The sequence below is a fragment of the Rhizobium sp. BR 250 genome (assembly GCF_047445855.1).
In the GTDB taxonomy this organism is placed as follows: domain Bacteria; phylum Pseudomonadota; class Alphaproteobacteria; order Rhizobiales; family Rhizobiaceae; genus Agrobacterium; species Agrobacterium tumefaciens_I.
In genome coordinates this window covers 1-18,967 of the sequence record NZ_JARWKW010000020.1, presented here as the reverse complement: position 1 = coordinate 18,967, position 18,967 = coordinate 1, and the positions used below count along the sequence as shown (strand labels likewise).

Annotated in this window: 15 protein-coding genes; 6 read left to right on the top strand and 9 right to left on the bottom strand. The window is 60.7% G+C overall.

Features of this window, described 5'->3' with window-relative positions:
• Nucleotides 1–29 precede the first annotated feature (29 nt).
• A complete protein-coding gene (locus tag QD336_RS23100) occupies nucleotides 30–1,310 on the bottom strand; it encodes an ABC transporter substrate-binding protein (RefSeq protein ID WP_499172302.1) in 1,281 nt (426 codons plus the stop codon).
• Between the two features lie 194 nt (nucleotides 1,311–1,504).
• Here QD336_RS23100 and QD336_RS23095 point away from each other — a divergent pair, with 194 nt between their 5' ends.
• The 6 genes from QD336_RS23095 to QD336_RS23070 are packed head-to-tail and all read left to right on the top strand — an operon-like array spanning nucleotide 1,505 to nucleotide 9,645.
• Nucleotides 1,505–4,027, top strand: coding sequence for a hypothetical protein (locus tag QD336_RS23095; protein ID WP_499172301.1), 2,523 nt, complete (start codon nucleotides 1,505–1,507; stop codon nucleotides 4,025–4,027).
• 13 nt (nucleotides 4,028–4,040) lie between these two features.
• Nucleotides 4,041–5,135: a beta-galactosidase BglB gene (gene bglB, locus QD336_RS23090; protein WP_499172300.1), complete on the top strand. Its 1,095-nt coding sequence runs from the start codon at nucleotides 4,041–4,043 to the stop codon at nucleotides 5,133–5,135.
• A gap of 5 nt (nucleotides 5,136–5,140) precedes the next feature.
• Nucleotides 5,141–6,493 carry a polygalacturonase PglB gene (gene pglB / locus QD336_RS23085; protein ID WP_499172299.1) on the top strand — a complete coding sequence of 451 codons (1,353 nt, stop codon included), beginning with the start codon at nucleotides 5,141–5,143 and terminating at the stop codon, nucleotides 6,491–6,493.
• The gene (locus QD336_RS23080; RefSeq protein WP_499172297.1) at nucleotides 6,493–7,596 is read left to right on the top strand and encodes an ABC transporter ATP-binding protein; all 1,104 of its coding nucleotides are present in this window, start codon (nucleotides 6,493–6,495) and stop codon (nucleotides 7,594–7,596) included. The genes pglB and QD336_RS23080 overlap by 1 nt, the downstream gene beginning before the upstream one ends.
• A 1-nt stretch (nucleotide 7,597) precedes the next feature.
• Nucleotides 7,598–8,593, top strand: a complete 996-nt coding sequence (locus tag QD336_RS23075; RefSeq protein WP_499172295.1) for a carbohydrate ABC transporter permease — start codon at nucleotides 7,598–7,600, stop codon at nucleotides 8,591–8,593.
• A 2-nt stretch (nucleotides 8,594–8,595) separates the two neighbouring features.
• Nucleotides 8,596–9,645, top strand: coding sequence for a carbohydrate ABC transporter permease (locus QD336_RS23070; RefSeq protein WP_499172294.1), 1,050 nt, complete (start codon nucleotides 8,596–8,598; stop codon nucleotides 9,643–9,645).
• 9 nt (nucleotides 9,646–9,654) lie between these two features.
• Here QD336_RS23070 and QD336_RS23065 read toward each other — a convergent pair whose 3' ends face one another.
• The 8 genes from QD336_RS23065 to uppO all read right to left on the bottom strand — a co-directional run bounded on the left by QD336_RS23065 (nucleotide 9,655) and on the right by uppO (nucleotide 18,916).
• Nucleotides 9,655–10,701, bottom strand: a complete 1,047-nt coding sequence (locus tag QD336_RS23065) for a LacI family DNA-binding transcriptional regulator (RefSeq protein ID WP_499172293.1) — start codon at nucleotides 10,699–10,701, stop codon at nucleotides 9,655–9,657.
• 209 nt (nucleotides 10,702–10,910) lie between these two features.
• The gene (locus tag QD336_RS23060; protein ID WP_499172292.1) at nucleotides 10,911–11,696 is read right to left on the bottom strand and encodes a TIM barrel protein; all 786 of its coding nucleotides are present in this window, start codon (nucleotides 11,694–11,696) and stop codon (nucleotides 10,911–10,913) included.
• 8 nt (nucleotides 11,697–11,704) lie between these two features.
• The gene (locus QD336_RS23055) at nucleotides 11,705–12,715 is read right to left on the bottom strand and encodes a Gfo/Idh/MocA family protein (protein ID WP_499172291.1); all 1,011 of its coding nucleotides are present in this window, start codon (nucleotides 12,713–12,715) and stop codon (nucleotides 11,705–11,707) included.
• Nucleotides 12,716–12,725: 10 nt separating this feature from the next.
• Nucleotides 12,726–13,622: a sugar phosphate isomerase/epimerase family protein gene (locus QD336_RS23050; protein ID WP_499172290.1), complete on the bottom strand. Its 897-nt coding sequence runs from the start codon at nucleotides 13,620–13,622 to the stop codon at nucleotides 12,726–12,728.
• A gap of 44 nt (nucleotides 13,623–13,666) precedes the next feature.
• Nucleotides 13,667–14,590, bottom strand: coding sequence for a substrate-binding domain-containing protein (locus QD336_RS23045; protein ID WP_499172289.1), 924 nt, complete (start codon nucleotides 14,588–14,590; stop codon nucleotides 13,667–13,669).
• 137 nt (nucleotides 14,591–14,727) lie between these two features.
• Nucleotides 14,728–15,669 (bottom strand): sugar ABC transporter substrate-binding protein, encoded by a 942-nt coding sequence (locus QD336_RS23040; RefSeq protein ID WP_499172288.1) that lies wholly within the window; start codon nucleotides 15,667–15,669, stop codon nucleotides 14,728–14,730.
• A gap of 281 nt (nucleotides 15,670–15,950) precedes the next feature.
• Nucleotides 15,951–16,979 (bottom strand): LacI family DNA-binding transcriptional regulator, encoded by a 1,029-nt coding sequence (locus tag QD336_RS23035; RefSeq protein ID WP_499172287.1) that lies wholly within the window; start codon nucleotides 16,977–16,979, stop codon nucleotides 15,951–15,953.
• A 521-nt stretch (nucleotides 16,980–17,500) separates the two neighbouring features.
• Complete coding sequence (gene uppO, locus QD336_RS23030) at nucleotides 17,501–18,916, bottom strand: polysaccharide biosynthesis phosphomannomutase UppO (RefSeq protein WP_499172286.1); 1,416 nt, start codon at nucleotides 18,914–18,916, stop codon at nucleotides 17,501–17,503.
• Nucleotides 18,917–18,967 lie beyond the last annotated feature (51 nt).

Below are 18,967 nucleotides of genomic sequence, written 5' to 3'. Positions count from 1 at the left end.
GCCTTGCGGCAAAGCCGGATAAATGCCGATTATTTCTTGACCGCGACTGCCTCGTTGATCTTGGCGATATCTTCTTCCAGAACCTTGTAGGTCTGGTCGAGCGTCAGTTCGCCGACGATCAGCTGGCTCATGCGCTGCACGATCTGCTGGTACATGGCGCTGCCGCCCTTGGCGCGCTCGAATTCGCGGGCGGCCTGCGGCACGTTCTTCTTGTTGTCGAGGAAGACCTGCATCGCCGCCTTGGCGTTTTCGCTCTTCAGCTTGTATTGCGGATTGGCGATTTCCGCACCCGTCAGGATGACGTAGTTTTCAGCGATTTCCCGCTGCACCTTCTCGGAGCCGAGAAATTCGATGAAGTGGGCCACGTCTTCCGGATATTTGGTGCGCTTGAAACCGACGATCGCCGTGCCGCCGGGCATGGCGTAGCAACCGGTATCGCCGCAGGGCGCATTGATCGCGGTCCATTCGAAGGTGTCGCCGATCTTGTTCTGGAACGGATTGACCATCCAGTTGCCGGCGAGATACGTCACGACATTGCCGTTGACGAACTCGTCACCCATGTTCTTGTATTGCGAGCCGCCGGCAGCACCCCACATTTCCTTGGGGAAGCTGCCATTCTGCGTCCATGAATAGATATCGGCGATATATTTCTTCGCCGCATCGTCAGGGAAGCTGAACTTACCGTCCTTCACATAGGTCGAGCCATAAGAGAAGGCGCCGCCGGAGAAACGGTGGCCGGAACGGTCCATGGTGAAGGGGATCTGCACACCCGTCGCCTTGGCGACACGGGCGGATGCCTCGACGATCTCGCTGAATTTTGCGGTCGGGCCGGGCAAGGGTTCACCCGCCTGTTCAAACAGCGTCTTGTTGACGAAGGGCAGGTTGAGCGTCTGCGACGCCATATAACCGTTGATCGACTTCGGATCGTTGATATTGGGCAGGCGAAGCTGGTCGAGGCTGGAACCGTGCAGCTTCGCAAAGGCTTCCGCATCCTTCATGTAAGGCCGCATGTCGAGGTAATAGGGCGCCAGCTGCCAGTCGGTGATCTTGGCGATATCAGGGCCCTCGCCCACTGCCAGCTGCACCGGCAGCTGCTTGGAAACCGCATCATAACCCGACGATACGAAGTTGATCTTCACGTCCGGATTGGCTGCCTCGAACTCCTTGCTGAGCGCGGCCATGCGCTGCACGTAGCCCTGGTCGTCATCCGTAAAAAGAAAGGTGATCGTGCGGGTCTCGGCCTGGGCGGCAGAAAGACCGGCGACGGAGGCAAATACAAGGGCGCTGACCCCCGAAAACAATTTCATCATGCTCATCCTCCCAATGAAAACATTTTCATAAACCGAACAAGAGCTCCTCTGCCAAATTCGATTTATAATGTTTTGCGACTTGACAGAATAAACGTCAAGCTGTTTGTTTTGTGTAAATCGCACAAATCGACGTGAAAAAGCGAAGGTCGGTTAGTGAAAATAATTTCATTATAGATCGACGGGAGGCGATCCATATGACGGATGCAGCATTAGCGGCAAGCGCCTCGCAGCCGACCTACAGTGTCGGCAACGGCGAGACGGTGACGGCATGGATCGTCTCGGATCTGGTGGAGACATCGTTTCCGGGCACGCCGGCACCGGCAGAGGATCGGGTCAATTACCGCTTCATCAACGGTTTCGTCGATGTCGGCGACCTGCCCTGCCGCAAGGCCTTCCAGCAGACCATGATCGGCCGCGACATTGAGCCCGACACGGACTGGCCGGTATCGCATCTCAACCTGCCCGGTTCCAACCGCCGCGTTGAATTCACCGGCTTCTGGCATGTTCCCACCCATGTGCAGCGCTGGCTGAAGGGCACGTTCCGCAGCGACGTGGCAAGGCAGGCTCATCTGCGGCTTCGTACCTGCGGCGGCGTTCGCATCTGGGTAAACGGCGTCGAACAGCTGCGCTTCGAACCCTTCATCCGGAATGTCGAAAGCAGCCGCGATGTTACGCTATCGCTTGCGGCGGGCGACAATGAGGTGCTGCTGCTCTGCGAGGACCTGGCGGAGCGCGACATCATCTGGTTCTTCGAGCTTGAGGTCATCGATGCCGTGCCGCTGACCGTCGTGCTGCCGGTCCCTCTCGACCGGGAGGAGACGAAGCGTCTGGCCGCGCTGGTGCGTGACGTGCACCCTGCCCGCGATGTGTTTTCCGGCAGCGCGCTCGAGCTTGTCTTCGGCGCAGCGCCCGCGCACGACCTGCCGGTGCATATCGCTGTCAAAAGCCATGGCCATGAGCGCGCCGCACTCGCCGATGTCGAGACCGTGCTGAAGGCCGGGCAATCCTCGCTGACGATCCCCGAGACGCTTGGCATTGCCGACGGGTATCATGGCGTCAGGATAACCCTCGGATCGGGAGCCGGCACCGTCACCCGTCTCATCGATGCCGCCTTCATGCGCGATATCGCGCCGGAAGCATCCTCTAACGATATCAACGAGCGGAAGAAGGTGACCCTATCCTTCAGTGCCCGCTTCGGCGCCTGGCGCATCGGCCGCGCGCTGGCGATGGTCGCCACCGGCAGCGATGACATCAAGACGATCGGCGGCATCGTTGATGCCACGCTGCATTCCATCGACCGGCGCGAAGATTGCTCTGATTTCATCATGATCCCACTACTCTGGCTGGTGCACGCCTATGGTGACCGGCTGCCGGCGGATATGCGGGCACGCATCAACGCTTCGATCCTCGGTTATCGCTACTGGGTGGACGAGCCGGGCAATGACGTCATGTGGTTCTGGAGCGAGAACCATGTCCTCTGCTTCCATACCAGCCAGCTGCTCGCCGGTGACTATCTGCCGGATGCCACCTTCACCGCCTCTGGCCGCACCGGACGCGAGCAGGCGGCGCTGGCAGCGGACCGGCTGGAGCGCTGGTTCGACAGCGTCGAGGCGCATGGCCTCGCGGAGTGGAATTCGGCCGCCTATTACCCCGTGGATTTCATCGGCCTGCTGGCCATCGAACACTGGGCAGGGCCGGAACTTGCCGCCCGCGCGCGCCACCAGCTTGATCTCATTTTCAAAATGATCGCGCTGCATACACTCGGCGGCGTCCCTTCCGGTTCCCAGGGGCGAGCCTATGACAAGGAGTTGCGCGCCGGGCCGCTAACGGAGCTGGCGCCCTTTGCCGAGGTTGCCTTCGGCAAAGGCTGGCTCAACAATGGCGTTGCCTCGCTACCGATGTTCTGCTGCGGTGGTTACCTGCCGCCGGCACACCTTGCCGCCCTTTCCCAGCTGACAAGCGGCCGCATGGTGGAGGCGCGGTATGCGCAGGGGCTGGAGCCCGGCAAGCTCGTGCTGTTCAAGAACGAGGCCGCCCAGCTTTCCACCGTTGTCGATCACAAGACCGGTCGCGGCGGTCACCAGCAGCATGTCATGGACATCAAGCTTGCCGGCCACCCGATGGCGCGGCTCTGGGTCAATCACCCCGGCGAAGACGATCCATGGGGCACGCAGCGCCCCTCCTACTGGGCCGGCAGCGGCATCCTGCCCCGCGTGGCGCAGCACCGCGATATTGCAATGCTGATCTTTGACACCGGGGATCACCGCAATGACTGGACCCATGCCTATCTCGGCCGCGACGGGCTGGACGAGGTGGTGATGGACGGTAACTGGCTCATCACCCGTTCGGGCCGCGGGTTTGCCGCCCTATATGCGACAAACGGGCTTGAACCCGTCACCGCTGGCGCCACCGCCAACCGCGAAATCAGATCGCCTGGCCGTCGCGCCGGCTGGATCGGTGTCATCGGCAGTGGCGATGAGGAGGCCTTCGCCCGCTTCCGCGAGAAAATTCTCGCCACTCAGGTCACCTTCGATGTCGAAAACCGGCTGCTCACAGTCACACCATCCGGCGGGCCAGACCTAACGCTCACCTGGGACGGCAGCTTCACCATCGGCGGACAGGCCATGGCCTTTGACCATGACCAACCGCAACCGAAAATCACCTTCGATAGCGCCGATCCCACCTCGGATGGCGCGGCACGCCCCTTTTACTCCTAAGCGGAATGACCAGATGAACCAGCCAAGCATGGAAAAAGACACTCTCCGGACGACCATCGACAATGTCGCCGCCGCCTTCAGCCGCCTCAAGGGCATTCAGGAAGGTCTGGTCAGCGGCAGTTCCGACGGCAAGATCCAGTTCGACGAATGGGATTGGGAAGTGGGTGTGGGCCTTTATGGCTTCCTGCGCCGTGCGCTCGCCGCCAATGACCAGAAGGCATTGGACGACCTCGTGACATGGTATGGCTGGCAGATCGACCGTGGCCTGCCACCGCGCCAGATCAACAGCTCCGCGCCGATGCTGCCGCTCGTCATCCTGACGGAACATGTCGACCGGCCGGATTTCCGGGCGCTGGTGGAAGACTGGGCCGACTGGCTGGTGAATGAATTGCCGAAAACCGAGGATGGCGGCTTCCAGCATGTCGTCAAGGAGCGGCTGAACGAGGGTGAATTATGGGACGACACGCTGTTCATGGCTTGTCTGTTCCTTGCCCGCGCCGGTGTGGTCTGCAAACGCCAGGACTGGATCGATGAGGCGGTCTACCAGTTCATGGTCCATGCGCGGTATCTCTCCGACCCGATCACCGGGCTCTGGTATCACGGCTGGACCTTCAACGGCCGCCACAATTTCGCGGACGCCTTCTGGGCTCGCGGCAATTCCTGGATCACCGTCGCCATTCCCGAGCTTTTCGAGCTGGTACCGACACTTGCCGGAAAGGACAAACGTTTCCTCGCCAATGTGCTTTCAAGCCAGGTGCGGTCGCTGAGGAGATATCAGCGCGAAGACGGCATGTTCCATACGCTGCTCGATGACCCGACCTCGCCGGTCGAGACATCGGCAACGGCCGGCATCGCCTATGGCATTCTGCGCGGCATCGAGGCCGGCATTCTCGGCGAGGAGAACCGACCGCATGCGGAGCGCGCACTGAAGGCCGTGCTTGGCAATATCGATAACGAAGGCGTCGTCCACGGGGTTTCCGATGGTACGCCGATGGGCCACGATCTCGATTTCTACCGCCGCATTCCCAATCTGCCCACGCCCTATGGGCAGGCGCTGACGATGCTGCTTCTGATCGACGTTTTTCTGAAAAGGCCAAAGGCATCGTGAACATCATGAACATCAATCAGGACATCACAGTCGCGGCAGGTAGCCTTGATGCCACGGCGACCATCCAGCAGGCTATCGATGCCGTGTCATCAGCAGGCGGCGGGCGCGTGTCTCTCTCGGCCGGGCGCCATGTCAGCACCGGCCTCCGTCTCAAGAGCGGCGTGGAACTGCACCTTGCCGAAAATGCCGTGCTTGCTCCCGTTTCCGATTACGACGCTTATGCGCTCACCCGGGTTTCGGTGATTGCCGAAGATTCCGATCGCGGCATGATCATTGCAAGAGGCGCAAGCAATATCGCCGTCACGGGTCCCGGCCGCATCGAGGCCGGCGGTGAAAACTTCATCATCGGCGATGACACGGCCATGGGCACCTATATCCCGGCGAAAAAACGCCCGCGGGTGATGGTGCTGGAAGCCTGCCGCAACGTGCGTCTTGAAAACCTGAACGTCAGCGGCTCCCCCATGTGGACGCTGCATATGGTCGATTGCGAAGACCTCCATTTCCGCAACCTGCGCATCGAAAACGACCGCCGCCTGCCGAATACGGACGGCATCGTGCTCGACGCCTGCCGGCGCGCCTTGATCGAGGACTGCTTTATCTCGACTGCCGATGACGGCATCTGCCTCAAAACCAGCGCCGGGCCGGATGGCAAGGCCGTGGGGGTCTGCGCCGATATCACCGTGCGCCGCTGCACCGTTTCCAGCATGAGCTGCGCGCTGAAACTCGGCACCGAATCCTTCGGCGATTTCACCAATGTGGTGTTCGAGGATTGCAAGGTCGTACAGTCCAACCGCGGCATGGGTCTTTTCTCCCGCGATGGCGGCGCCATGCGCAACATCCGCTTTTCGCGGATCGAGACCGAATGCCATGAAACTCCGGGCGGTTTCTGGGGCTCCGGCGAAGCGGTCACTGTCACCGTCGTCGACCGTCGCCCCGAACGACAGGCCGGCCGGGTGGAAAACCTCGTGGTGGAACATCTGGGCGGCTCCATGGAGGGAGCGATCAACCTCGTCTCCACCTCGGCGGCCGGCATTCACAATGTCAGGCTGGAACGCATCACGCTTGCGCAGCAGCCCGGCAAGCTCGGCACCGGCCTGCAATATGACCTGCGCCCCACCAATGCCGATATAGCGCCAAGCGCCGATGCCGCCGGCCGCGCCAATGCGTGGACGCAGGATGCTGAGGGCCGGATCGTCGGCATGGAGGATTATCCCGGTGGCATGCCCGCGATCTTTCTTTCGGGCGTTCACGGTTTTTCGGCGCATGATGTCGCCATCAAAAGAGTGACGCCCTTGCCGGAGGGCTGGAATATCGAAGAGATCGTCGCGACGACGAGCTTGCCCGAAGGGAGCAGGTAATGGGAAGTCTGAAGCTAGAAAACCTCAACAAGGCATTCGGCGCCGTTCATGTGCTGCATGATATCGATCTTGAGATCGAGGATGGGGAGTTCGTCGTTTTCGTTGGCCCTTCGGGCTGCGGAAAATCCACCCTGCTGCGCATCATCGCGGGGCTCGAGGACGTCTCCTCCGGCACCATCGGCATTGGCGGGCGCGATGTCAGCGCGCTGTCGCCGGCCGAGCGCAAGATCGCCATGGTCTTCCAGTCCTATGCGCTTTATCCGCATATGAGTGTGCGCAAGAATCTTGCTTTCGGTCTGGAAAACCTGCGCTTCAAGCGGGCGGAAATCGAAAGCCGCATCAATGAGGCGGCGCGCATGCTCGCTATCGAGCCCTATCTCGACCGCAAGCCGAAACAGCTTTCCGGCGGCCAGCGCCAGCGTGTCGCCATCGGCCGTGCCATCGTGCGCGAGCCTGATATCTTCCTGTTCGACGAGCCGCTGTCGAACCTCGATGCCGCACTGCGCGTGCAGACCCGCGCCGAAATCACGCGGTTGCACCGTGATATCAAGACGACGATGATCTATGTCACCCACGACCAGGTGGAAGCCATGACCATGGCCGACAAGATCGTCGTGCTGCGCGCCGGGCGCATCGAGCAGGTGGGCAGCCCGCTTGAGCTTTTCGACAATCCGCGCAACCTCTTTGTTGCCGGTTTCCTCGGTTCGCCGCGCATGAACATGCTGAAGGGCACCATCACCAAGGGGGAAGACGGCACCATCGCCATCGACGCCGGCTACGGCGTGTCACTCCCCTGCCTCGTCGATCCGACAACCGTCAGTCCCGGACAGGCGGTTCTCGCGGGCATCCGCCCCACGCATTTCACCATCGCGGATGCCGGCCTGCCCTTCGAGGTGCAATATCACGAAAGCCTTGGCACCGAGACCTATCTCTACGGCAACCTTCAGGGTGAGAAAGAGCAGATTATCGTGCATCAGGCGGGCCATTTCGCGCCCGCTTCCGGCTCGGTGCTGAAGATCATGCCGGCACGGGAAAAGGTGCATGTCTTCGATCCCGCCACCGAACTGGCGCTGCCGCGCGTCGCGAGCGAAGGGAGGGGTTAGCATGGCCAATCCGACGCTTGCGAGACTGTCCGACCGCGCGCTCGACGCCGTGATGGCGATTGCCGAAGTGCCGCTCAACTTCATCGAGCGGCTGATCGGCAAAAGGCGCATGCCCTATATCTTCCTGATGCCGAACCTCGTTCTCTTCGGCATCTTCACCTTTTTGCCGATTGCGATTGCCGTCGGTTACGCCTTTACCGGCGGCACCGAACTTCTAATCTCTGACCGTCCCTTTGTCGGCCTGGAGAATTTCGGCAAGCTGCTGGATTGCCAGAGCTATATGGACCCCGGAAGCTGCCGTGAATCGCTGTTCTGGACGGCGATCTGGAACACGCTTTGGTTTGTCGCCTTCAATGTCATTGCCACGTTGCTGGTCGCGCTCATCACGGCGCTCATCCTCAACCGGGCGATCGCCGCGCGCGGTTTCTTCCGTGCCATGTTCTTTTACCCCGTGCTGCTGTCTCCCGTCGTCATCGGCCTCATCTGGAAATGGTTCCTTGACCGCAATGGCCTGCTCAACGCCTTTTTCCAGATGCTGGGCGTGCCGCCAGAAATCTTCCTGCTGGATGTCGGTTGGTCGCGTTTCTTCGTGGTCGTCGTTTCGGTCTGGTTCCATATGGGCTTTTATACGCTGATCCTGCTGGCCGGCCTTCAGGCCATCCCGAAGGATCTCTATGAAGCCGCCGCCATCGATGCCGCCTCGCCCCGGCGCACGCTTTTGCGCATCACCCTGCCGCTTCTCGGCCCCAACCTGCTCGTCGTGCTCATCCTGTTGATGATCCGATCCGTGCAAATATTTGATGAAGCTTGGGTTCTGACCAATGGCGGCGGACCGGGAACGGCCAATACCTTCGTCGTGCAATATATCTACCAGATGGCCTTTGGCAGTGATCTGAGGCTGTTCGGCCTTGCGTCCGCTGCATCGGTTCTCATGGGCCTTGTGCTTCTCGCACTCACCCTCGTGCAGCTGCGCCTCGGCAAAAAGATGGAGTCCTGACCATGTCCAACGCCGTCTCTTTCCTCACACGCACCCGCCGCCCGGGCCGGATCGGCCTCACCGATATCCTCTCCTGGGTCTGGCTCATCGGCGGCACGCTCGCGGTCCTCATCCCGGTCGTCTGGGCCGCCATGTCATCGCTGAAACCGGAAGCCGAGATCACAAGGTTTCCGCCGAGCCTTCTGCCGCGCGCCGCCGTGCAGGTGGAGGTTCAGGGTTACGACAAGCCGCTCAGCCTGTGGAAAGCCCCAATCGACGGCGCGGAGCGGGAAATGGCCATGGTCCGCCGCGTCGGCCTGAAAGCCCAGATGGTCGATCCGGCCAATCCCGGCCCGCCCGTCAGCGTCGACACACGCGAAATAACGCCGGTTCAGAAGCTGACCATCGCGACGGAGAATTTTACCGATCCCCTGACGCAGTTCAGCTTCCTCACCTTCCTCAAGAACTCGGTCTTCGTCACCTTCGTCGCGACGGTTCTGACGCTGATCGTCAACGCCATGGCGGCCTTTGCGCTCTCCAAATACCGCTTCCGCGGCGAGAAGGCGATCTTCGTGCTGATCATCTCGACGCTAATGATCCCGCTCACCGTCGTCATGGTGCCGGCCTATCTCGTCATCGTCGGCGTCGGCCTCGTTGACAATCTCTGGGGCGTCATCATCCCCACCGTCGCAACACCGACGGGCGTGTTCCTGCTCAGGCAATATATGCTGACCATCCCCGACGAGCTGATCGAGGCGGCGCGCGTCGATGCCGCCAGCGAATTCCGCATCTTCTGGCGCATCATCCTGCCGCTGACGGCCCCGGCGCTTGCGGTTCTCGCCATCTTCTCGGTGCTTTGGCGCTGGAACGACTTCCTCTGGCCGCTGATCGTTCTCAGCAGCCGTGAAAACTTCACGCTCCAGGTGGGCCTCAATGCCTTCCAGGGCGAGTTCTCGGTGCAATGGCATTATATCCTTGCCATGACTTTCCTCAGCCTCGCACCCGTCACCGTCGTGTTCCTGTTCCTGCAGCGCTATATCACGACAGGCATTGCCGGCACGGGGATGAAGTAATCCCTGACATCACCTGCGGGGCGGCGCGATGCTGCCCCTCAACACCAGCCGACAACCAAGTTCCAGCCGATGCGCCGGACGTGTCGGATCGGCTGCCACCAGCCGCTGCTCCAGCAGCGCAAGCGCCGCACCGCCCAGCCGGTCGGCCGGCAACTGGATAGTGCTGAGCGGTGGCGCGCTGAAGGCCGCCGGCATGATATCGTCGAACCCCAGCACCGAAACATCGTCCGGCACCCGGATACCCGCTTCCGTCAACGCCTTCAGGCAGCCGAGCGCCAGATTGTCGGCGGCGCAGAAGATCGCCGTTGCGTTTCGAAGCGGACGCTCCTCGGCCAGCAGCCGGCGAATGGCGGCCTCACCCCATTGCGGCTCATAGCTTTCCACCTCGACCACCATATCGGAAGGCACGGAAAGGCCTGCGGCCAGAAAGGCGTCGCTAAAACCATCATAACGGCGCCGGATCGTCGTGCGCCCCTTCCAGGTGATGTGCAGAATATTGCGATGCCCGAGCGACAGCAGATGCTCGATGCCGAGACGCGCGCCAAAACGGTTTTCCGCCGTCACCGTATCGACGATCATCGCCGGGTCTTCGCCATTGATCAGCACCACCGGCCGGCCGAGCGCCGACAGCGCCTCGACCAGCTGCTGCCTGTCATCATTGAGAACCACGACGCCATCGACATTGTCTGCATCGGCAGCAACCGCCACAGCGACCGGATCAATCCGGCTTGTTGCACTCACATAAGGAACGATGCGAATGCCGCGCCGCTCGCATTCGCGCCGAAAACCGTTCAGCATCGTCCAGCTGACCATGTTGAGGTCGCTCTGCGGTGCTGCATCATTGGTCATGGCCAGAAGTACGACACGCAGCGTGGCGATCGTCGCCTTCTGCCGGCGGTTTTCGAGATATCCGAGCGTGCGGGCCGTCTCCAGCACCCGCTCGCGAACCTGCGTGGTCAAGGGCGCGGTGCCGTTGATGGCGTGCGAAGCCGTGCTCAGCGAAACATTCGCCTCCCGCGCTACGTCCTTAAGCGTCGTTTTCCTATCCGCTTTCATATAGGGGAAATTCAACCACTCTTCTTCGGACAGTGCGGGCAGAAAGCCTGCCCCGCGCAGTCGATCTGAAGAATACCCGTGCCTGTTTGCTGCTCTCTAGTCTGGGGAAGACTACAGCAACATCCGTAAATGCGGAATTGATTTCTTTGGGTTTTTGCCATCACCTGGCCAAAAGCACCGCCCGCAGCAAGCTGCGGGCGGCAAGGCGGTCAGAGCGACTGGGAGATATGGTCGATGCTGTCCTTCACGGCAGCAGCAGGGTCCTTCAACTCATGCACTTCCGTCGCGAAGGGTTCGAAGCTGTAAGGCCCCTTGTAACCGGCCGCCTCCAGCGTTTTGATCTGGGCGATATTCTCCAGCCGGTCGCCGCCATCTACAAGAACACGGTGAGCGTCGAGCATGTCGGCCACGGATACCGCAAGGTCGGTAACACCGGAAATGTGGACGAGGCCGGTGTGTTCGGGGAAGAACGCCGTCTCGCGCGCGAGGTGATGGTGGAAGGTGTCGTGCACCAGCCTGTAGACATCGCCGCCGCCAGCCGCATCGATTGCCCTGATGGCCTCGGCTTTGGTGCGCAGTGACGAGACCGGGAAGCCGAGCGGTTCGACGAAACCGATCAGGCCGCGTTCTTCGAGGATCGGTTTCATGGCCTTCAGCGCCGTGACGAGATCGTCAAAAGACACCACCGTGCCGTCATTCAGCGGGCACATTACCAGCGCCTTCGCACCGCTTGCCGCGGCATAATCGGCCATGGCAACAGCCCTCAAAGGCAGGTCGCCCGACCAGACGTTGAAGGGGTAAAGCGCATTGATCGAGATGATCGTCACGCCCGCCTTTTCGGCCGCCACCTTCACCGCCGCCGGATCCGTCGTGCCGACAATATCAGGCAGGTCGTTGCGGATTTCGACTTCGGTGAGGCCGAGCCTGCGGGCGGTGGCGAAGAACTGCTCGAGGGAAAGCTTCGGCGCGGTGATGTGGTTGATGGCAAAACGCATGAAAGACCTCACTGGTAAAGAGCAGGACGGGTGGGAAGCTCGATTGCGACGGCCACCCCGTCCGTCTCCTGCGCGGCAACGCAGGCATCGGAGGTGATGGCGGCCACGTAGCCGTCCCAGGAATTGGGCCCCGAGGCCGTTCCCTTCGCCGCCGCGTGGATGAAATCCTGCAATTCCACATCGTAGCTGGCGATGAAGCGGTCTTTCCAGTCGGTGAGGATATCGTTCTGCAGCTTGGCGCCGAGGCGCGTCTGCACCGACATCGGTTCCGGCAGGCTGGCAATGCCGTCTTCACCCACCACCTGGCACTGGATATCATAACCGTAATGGCAATTGACGAAGATTTCGACGTCGATGATCGTGCCCTTCGCCGTCTCCAGAATGACGATCTGCGGATCCTTCAGTCTCGTATGGCTGCGCGCAGTGGAGCGGGGAAAGAGAACACGGGCGGAAACATAGTCATCGTCGAGCAGCCAGCGCAGCACGTCGATCTCATGGATCATCGTGTCGTGGATCGCCATGGGCGTCACATATTGCTCCGGAACCGTCGGGTTGCGGTGGGCGGCATGCACCATGATCGGCGCGCCGATCCTGTTATCCACGGCCTGTTTCAGCGCCACGTAACCGGCATCATAACGGCGCATGAAGCCCACCTGAACCAGCCGTTTGCCATGCGCCACCTCCGCATCGACAATGCGTCTTGCGCCTTCGGCCGTTGTCGCCAGCGGTTTTTCGCAGAAGCACGGCTTGCCGGCGGCAATGGCCGCCAGCACATATTGTTCATGGGTTGCGCCCCATGACGTGACGAGCACGGCATCCACGTCAGGCGATGCGATCAACTCTTCACCGGTGGCGAACACGACGGCATCCGGGGCGATGTCGTTTTTAACCGCCTCGGCCGAGGCGCGGTTGACGTCGCTGAGCGCAACGATCTTTGCGCCGCCCAGAACTTGATTGATACGGCGGGCGTGATCACGCCCGATTGCGCCGGTGCCGACGACACCAATTCTCACAGTCATCTGAAAAACCTCATTTCCAGTATTTGGCGACGTATCGCCGGGTTTCGCTGAGCATGAACCGCGCGCTGTCATCGACGCGGTCTTCCCAGGCAAAGACGCAGTTCGACAGCACGCCATCGAATTTCATGTCGGCAAGCGTCTCAAAGAAGGTCTCCCAGTCGATCTCGCCCTGGCCGAAATCCGTGTGCTGATGCACCCTCACCTTCGAGCCGGGCGGATTAACGATGTAACGCAGCTGCGACGACTTGTTGTGGTCGTAGGTATCGGCAAGGCGCACATGTACCAGATGGCCCTCGGTCGCGCGCAGATTCGCCACCATGTCCGGCCCGTAAAAGAACGTATGCGGTGCGATGAAGGAGGCCTTTACCGCCTTGGAATTGATGGTCTTGATGATGTCGATGGCCGGGGCGATCTCCTCGATCCAGTCTTCGGGATGCGCCTCCAGCGACAGCACCAGCCCTTCCCGCTCGAGGATCGGCACCAGAATATCCATGGCGCGGAAGAACTGCGCCTCGCAGGTTTCCGGGCGATGCAGGCCGGAACGGTCGTTGAGGCTGCGATCCGGCGAGCCGCCACGGCCGAATTCCGAAACGAATAGCGGGCATTCCATCTCGACGGCAATCTCGATGGCGCGTTTCCAGTTGTCGATCGCCACCTCCCATTCGTCCGGATAGGGGCTTGCCCAGCGATACATCGGCTGCAGCGTGGCGAGACCGACGCCATGGTCCTTCAGCGCCTTTTTGAATTCGGCGACGCGTTCGGGATAGACCTTGGGCCTCGTCCACCAGGAGAGGAAATCCGGGCGCGGCGAAAGTTCGACGTAATCGTAACCGAGGTCTGCGACCTTGCGGCAGGTTTCGGCCAGGGAGAGGTGCCGGAACATGTGGGGATCGAGCGTATGTTTCATGGCTGTTTCCAGTGGAGATAAGCGGACCGGGGCCAAAGCCCCGGCTATTTCGCGCAGACGGACATGTTTTCCGGAGTGACGAGTTCGAAAGGCACCCAGAGCGTCTTTTCGATGCTTTGCCCGGCAGCGGCCTTTACCGCCGTCTGGACGGAGACCTCGCCCTGCTTCGTCGCATTCTGGTAAACGGTGATATCGAGATCGCCGACCTGCATGGCGGCAAGACCGTCCGGCGTGGCGTCGATGCCGGCAACGACGATATCCTTCATGGAAACGCCCGCCGCTTTGAGCGCCTGTGCTGCGCCGATCGCCATTTCATCATTGTTGGCGATGACGGCATCGAACTGGATACCCGCCGTCAGCCAGGATGAAACGAGGTCCTGCGCCTGCGTGCGGCTCCAGTTCGCCGTCTGCTTTTCGAGGATGTCGATCTTGCAGTCCGGTTTGGAAAACACCGTTTCAACATCCTTAGTGCGCACCAGCGCCGCATGGTTTTCCAATGGCCCCATCAGGATGACGGCCTTGCCCTTGCCGCCCATCAGCTTGCAGGCGGCTTCAGCTTCCATGGTGCCGGAATCGAGTTCGTTGGAACCGACAAAGGCCGTTCCATCAGGCAGGCCGGTTTCCAGCTCGGCCGGCGGATGGTTGACATAAACGAGCGGAATTTTCGCGGCTGACGCGGCCTTGGTGATTGCGGCAGTGGCATCGCCATCAACCGCATTGACGATGATTGCATCAACACCATTGGCGATGAAATTCTGCACCTGATTAGGCTGCTTCGACGGATCAAGCTGGGCATCCTCGACCAGAAGCTCGATGTTTTTATCGCGCCCGGCCTCTGCCCTGATGCCGTTAAGCAGGATCGTCAGAAACGGATTGTCGAAAGACGTCATAGACACCGCGATACGGGTCTCGGCAAGGGCCGGTGTCGCGAAGATGCAGAGTGCCGTCGCCATCAATAGTTTTTTCAAGGTTTCCTCCCGCGGAAATCGCCGCTGGTTCAATCATTTCGTGTCGCCGGAGCCGGCCATCCTGCCGGCTCCGGCGCGTTCGGCCTGCCCGACGGCACTCCCCGGGAGCGGAGAAGCCGCCTGGGCAAGGCCATGGCTCAATTCTTGGCCTGATAGTTCTTGAGGTTGTCAGGCGTGACGAGTTCGAAGGGTACGAAGACCTTCTTGTCCACCGCATCGCCCTTGGCGAGTTTCAGCGCCGCATCCAGCGCACCCTTGCCCTGGCCAGCGGCGTTCTGGAAAACGCTCACATCCAGATCACCCGCCGCCATGGCGGCAAGCGCGTCCTGCGTGGCGTCGATGCCGGCGATGATGACGCTGTCCATCGACCGGCCGGCCGCCTTCAGCGACTGAATAGCGCCAATGGCCATCTCGTCATTGTTGGAAATGACCGCATCGAACTCAACGCTGGCTGAAAGCCAGTTGGTCATCAGGTCCGAGCCCTGCGTGCGCGACCAGTTGGCGGATTGTTCCTCGACAAGCTTGATGAAGCTGCATTCGGGCGTGGCGACGACATCCTTGATATCTTGCGTGCGCATGCGGGCGGCCTGGTTGGAAAGCTCGCCCATCATCACCACCGCCTTGGCTTCCGTCTTGCCCGCTTCCTTCAAAAGCCGGCAGACTTCCTGCGTCTGCAGGGTGCCCGATTGTTTTTCATCGGAGGCGACAAAGGCCTGTTTGTCCGGCAGGCTGTCGAGATTGACCGGCTGGCGGTTGACGTAAACGAGCGGAATGCCGGCGGCGGCGGCGGCCTGTGAAAGCGCTACGGTCGCGTCGGTATCGACCGGATTGACGATGATGGCATCGACGCCGGCAGCGACGAAATTCTGTACCTGGCTCAGCTGCTTGCCGACATCGTTCTGCGCATCCTCGACCTGCAGCGAAACGCCGTTCATGCCCTTGGAATAATCGATCATGCCGTTGCGCAGCACAGTCAGGAAATTATCGTCGAACAGCGCCATCGAAACCCCGACGGTCTCAGCCGACGCGCCCGTCGCCAGCATGGCGGCGAAAGCTGCAATTGCAAAATGTCTTTTCATGTCGTTCTCCTCCAAAACCCTTGAAAAGAACCGGTCAAACCATCTCGCGCATTTCGCGCTGTCATGGCTTTCCGGCAAAAGCTGCCCATTCGCCGCGAAGGAAAATCCGCGGCGTCAAGCAACCCTGAAATAATCTAATGTCGTGAAGGTCGGCCTCCTGCCCGCTCCACAGGCGGCCAAGATTTCCTAGTCCGGTCGCGGCGTCAACGCGTCAGCAGCAGACAAAACCATCAAGCATGATAGAAACAGGCACAGGATTCATGATGGAATCCATCAAACCATCATAGGCTCTCAGGAACCCACAGATGAGCGGGCACGAAACGCTGTCCCGGCGTTTCCGCCATGCCGTGTTCGATGGTGTGAACCATGGTGGTCAGAAGATCGGCGCAGAGTTCGCGCAGCGGGGTCTGGAAGACGCCGCTGATGCGCCGTTCCAGGAGCGCCTGACGGGATTCGGGGGTGAGTTCATTCACCAGACAGACGATATTTTCCTGCTGGTTTTCCTGCTGCAACGCCTCGATCACCCCCTCCATGCCGCCGCCGACGCAATAGATGCCGACCAGATCCCGGTGCTTGGCGATGGTATCCATGACAAGCTCATAGGTCAGCCGGCGTGTTTCCAGCGTAATCAGCGCATCCATTACCTCGAATTCCGGCGCATATTCGCGCATGTAACTTCGAAACCCGGTTTCGCGCAGGGAATGACCATGGAAACGGTGGCCGCCGAGGAGAAGAAGCACCTTGCCTTTACCGCGCGCCAGCCGGGAGATCATCCATGCCGCCGTGCGCCCGACCTTCATGTTGTTGGCGCCGAGATAGGCTTCCCGCACACCCTGGGCAAAATCGGAAAGCAGCGAAAAAGTGGGAATACCCTTGGCCTTCAACACCTCGACAGCGGCCGTGACATCGTGATGATCCGGCCCCGTAGCGGCCACTGCCTGCACGCGGCCCTTCATGCCGGTCAGCAGCGCTGCCAGCTCGCCCGGTTCACCAGACTGGGCGAATTCAATGCGCAGGCTAAGGTGCCGATCCCGGATGTTGCGCGCCGCAAGCTCCAGCTCGTCAGCGAAGGTCTGATAAAAGGCATGCCGTTCCTTGCGCAGGATGATGCCGAGACTATAGGAAGGCATATCGGCCAGCATGCGCTGACGAATGATGTTGGTGGCGTGAAAACCGATCTTCTCCGCCGCCTCGAACACCCGCCGCGCGGTCTCCTCCCGCACCGGCAGGCGGCCGTTCAGCACCCGGTCGACAGTGGCGACGCTGACGCCGGCGGCTTTTGCGACATCGGTGATGGTTGGACGCTTCATATTGGCTCCAGCAGGCGGAAAGATTCCTCTCATATCTCGCAAAACATGTCATGGATGATGATGGAATCCAACGCATGTCGGAGGATTTCATGCGGCAGGCTACAGTATGCGTATTTTAAGATTTGATCATCGCGAGGCCTACCTTTTACCACACGCTTCTTCCTCTGTACCTGTTACGACATCCAGCGATCCCAAGTCCTTGCGCTGAAAAGACTCTCTCGCCGGACAGACGTACGTCAGCTGGATTCCGGCTCAAGGCCGGAATGATGAAAGATGCGATGTGGAGGTACTCAATGCGATATCATTGGCGACATTATGAAGTCAGAACCGATCCGACCCGGCGTCTGGTCATCAGAATATTCATACCACGGATTGTTCGATATCATCCCGGAGCAGCGGAAGAGGCTATTGTGTGCGTCACGCCCATGCTTTTCACCGCATGAGCGTGACGCTTGAATTCCTGATTGTGTCTGTTCTCTTCATGCGTGCAGCTTAGACCATCGCGTATACGGCATCCACACTCACCCAAAATTCCGGATAAGCTCGAGCCCCTTATTGAGCAGCGTTTCGGCCTCGTCCTGGTTGGCGGCCTCGACGTAGCAGCGCATTTCCGGGGCGTTGCCGGAAGGGCGGAAATGGATGGTGCTACCGTCGGTCAGTGCCACGCGCAGGCCATCAATGTCGCTCGTCGCCTTGACCGTGCCGACCGGGGCGAGGAAGTCTTCGAGATTGCCGCGGGAGGCGCGAAGATGCGCCATCAGGGCGGCGCTCTTTTCCTGRGCGAAATTCTCCAGACGGTCGGCGGCGGCGACCGGCAGGTTATAGGCGGCGGCGATCTGYGACAGCGGCTTTTTCCGTTCGGCCGAAAGCAGCAGYACGGCGAGAACCGGCAGGAAGCTGTCTCGCGTCGGCAGCGGTAAGAGCGGCCTGCCGTTGAGCGTGAAGGCGGAGGCCGTCAGCAGGCCGCCATTGGCCTCGAARCCCATGACGCCGTTCTTTCCTTCGGCGAGTGCCCCTGCCATGCCGGCAATGACGAAGGGTGAGCCGACCCTGGTGCGAATGACCTCGAATGTGCCATTGGCCTCGATGCCGGAATTGGAGGTGACGGGGGTGACGACCACGCCGGCATCCAGAAAATTGGCCGTGATCAGGCCGATCAGATCGCCGCGCAGCGGCACGCCGTTTTCATCTGCAAGCAATGGGCGGTCGCCGTCGCCATCAGCGGAAACGACGGCGTCGAGGCCGTGTTCCGGCGACCATTTTTTGAGAAGGGCCAGCGTTTCCGGCGAGACGGCCTCGGTATCGACCGGGATGAAGGTCTCGGAGCGGCCGAGCGGCACGACCTCTGCGCCATAATGGGCGAGGACGTCGACGAAGAGATCGCGCGCCACCGTGCTGTGCTGATAGACGCCGATCCTGAGGCCGGAAAGCGCTTGTTCCGGCAGCAGCGCGACGTTGCGTTCGTAAAAGAGTTCGGCGGTGATGGCGGAATGGTCTTCGGCCGTCGCCGTCTCGGCGTCCATGCCTTCCTCCTCGATTTCGGCCGCAAGGGCTGCAATCGCGGTCTCGTCCTGCTTGTCGATTTCGCCGTCCGGGCGGTAGAATTTGATGCCGTTGCGGTCGGCCGGGATATGCGAGCCGGTGATCATCAGCGCGCCCGCCTTCAGCGACAGGCCGTAAAGCGCCAGGGCAGGTGTCGGCACGGTGCCGCAGTCAAGCGGGGTGAGGCCGGCTTTTTTCAGAGCGGCGATGCAGGTGGCTGAAACATCCGGGCTCGAATCGCGAAAATCGCGGCCGATGAGAATGGGATCACCCATTTTTGCCTGACCCGATGTGAGAAGGTGCCTTGCAAATGCCGTGGCATAAATGGCGGAGGCTTGTCCCTTCAGATCGACGGAGAGGCCGCGAAGGCCACTTGTTCCGAATTTCAGGCTCATACCAAACTCCGTTTCCATAAATTCTTTTGAGGTGCAAATCGATAATGTGAA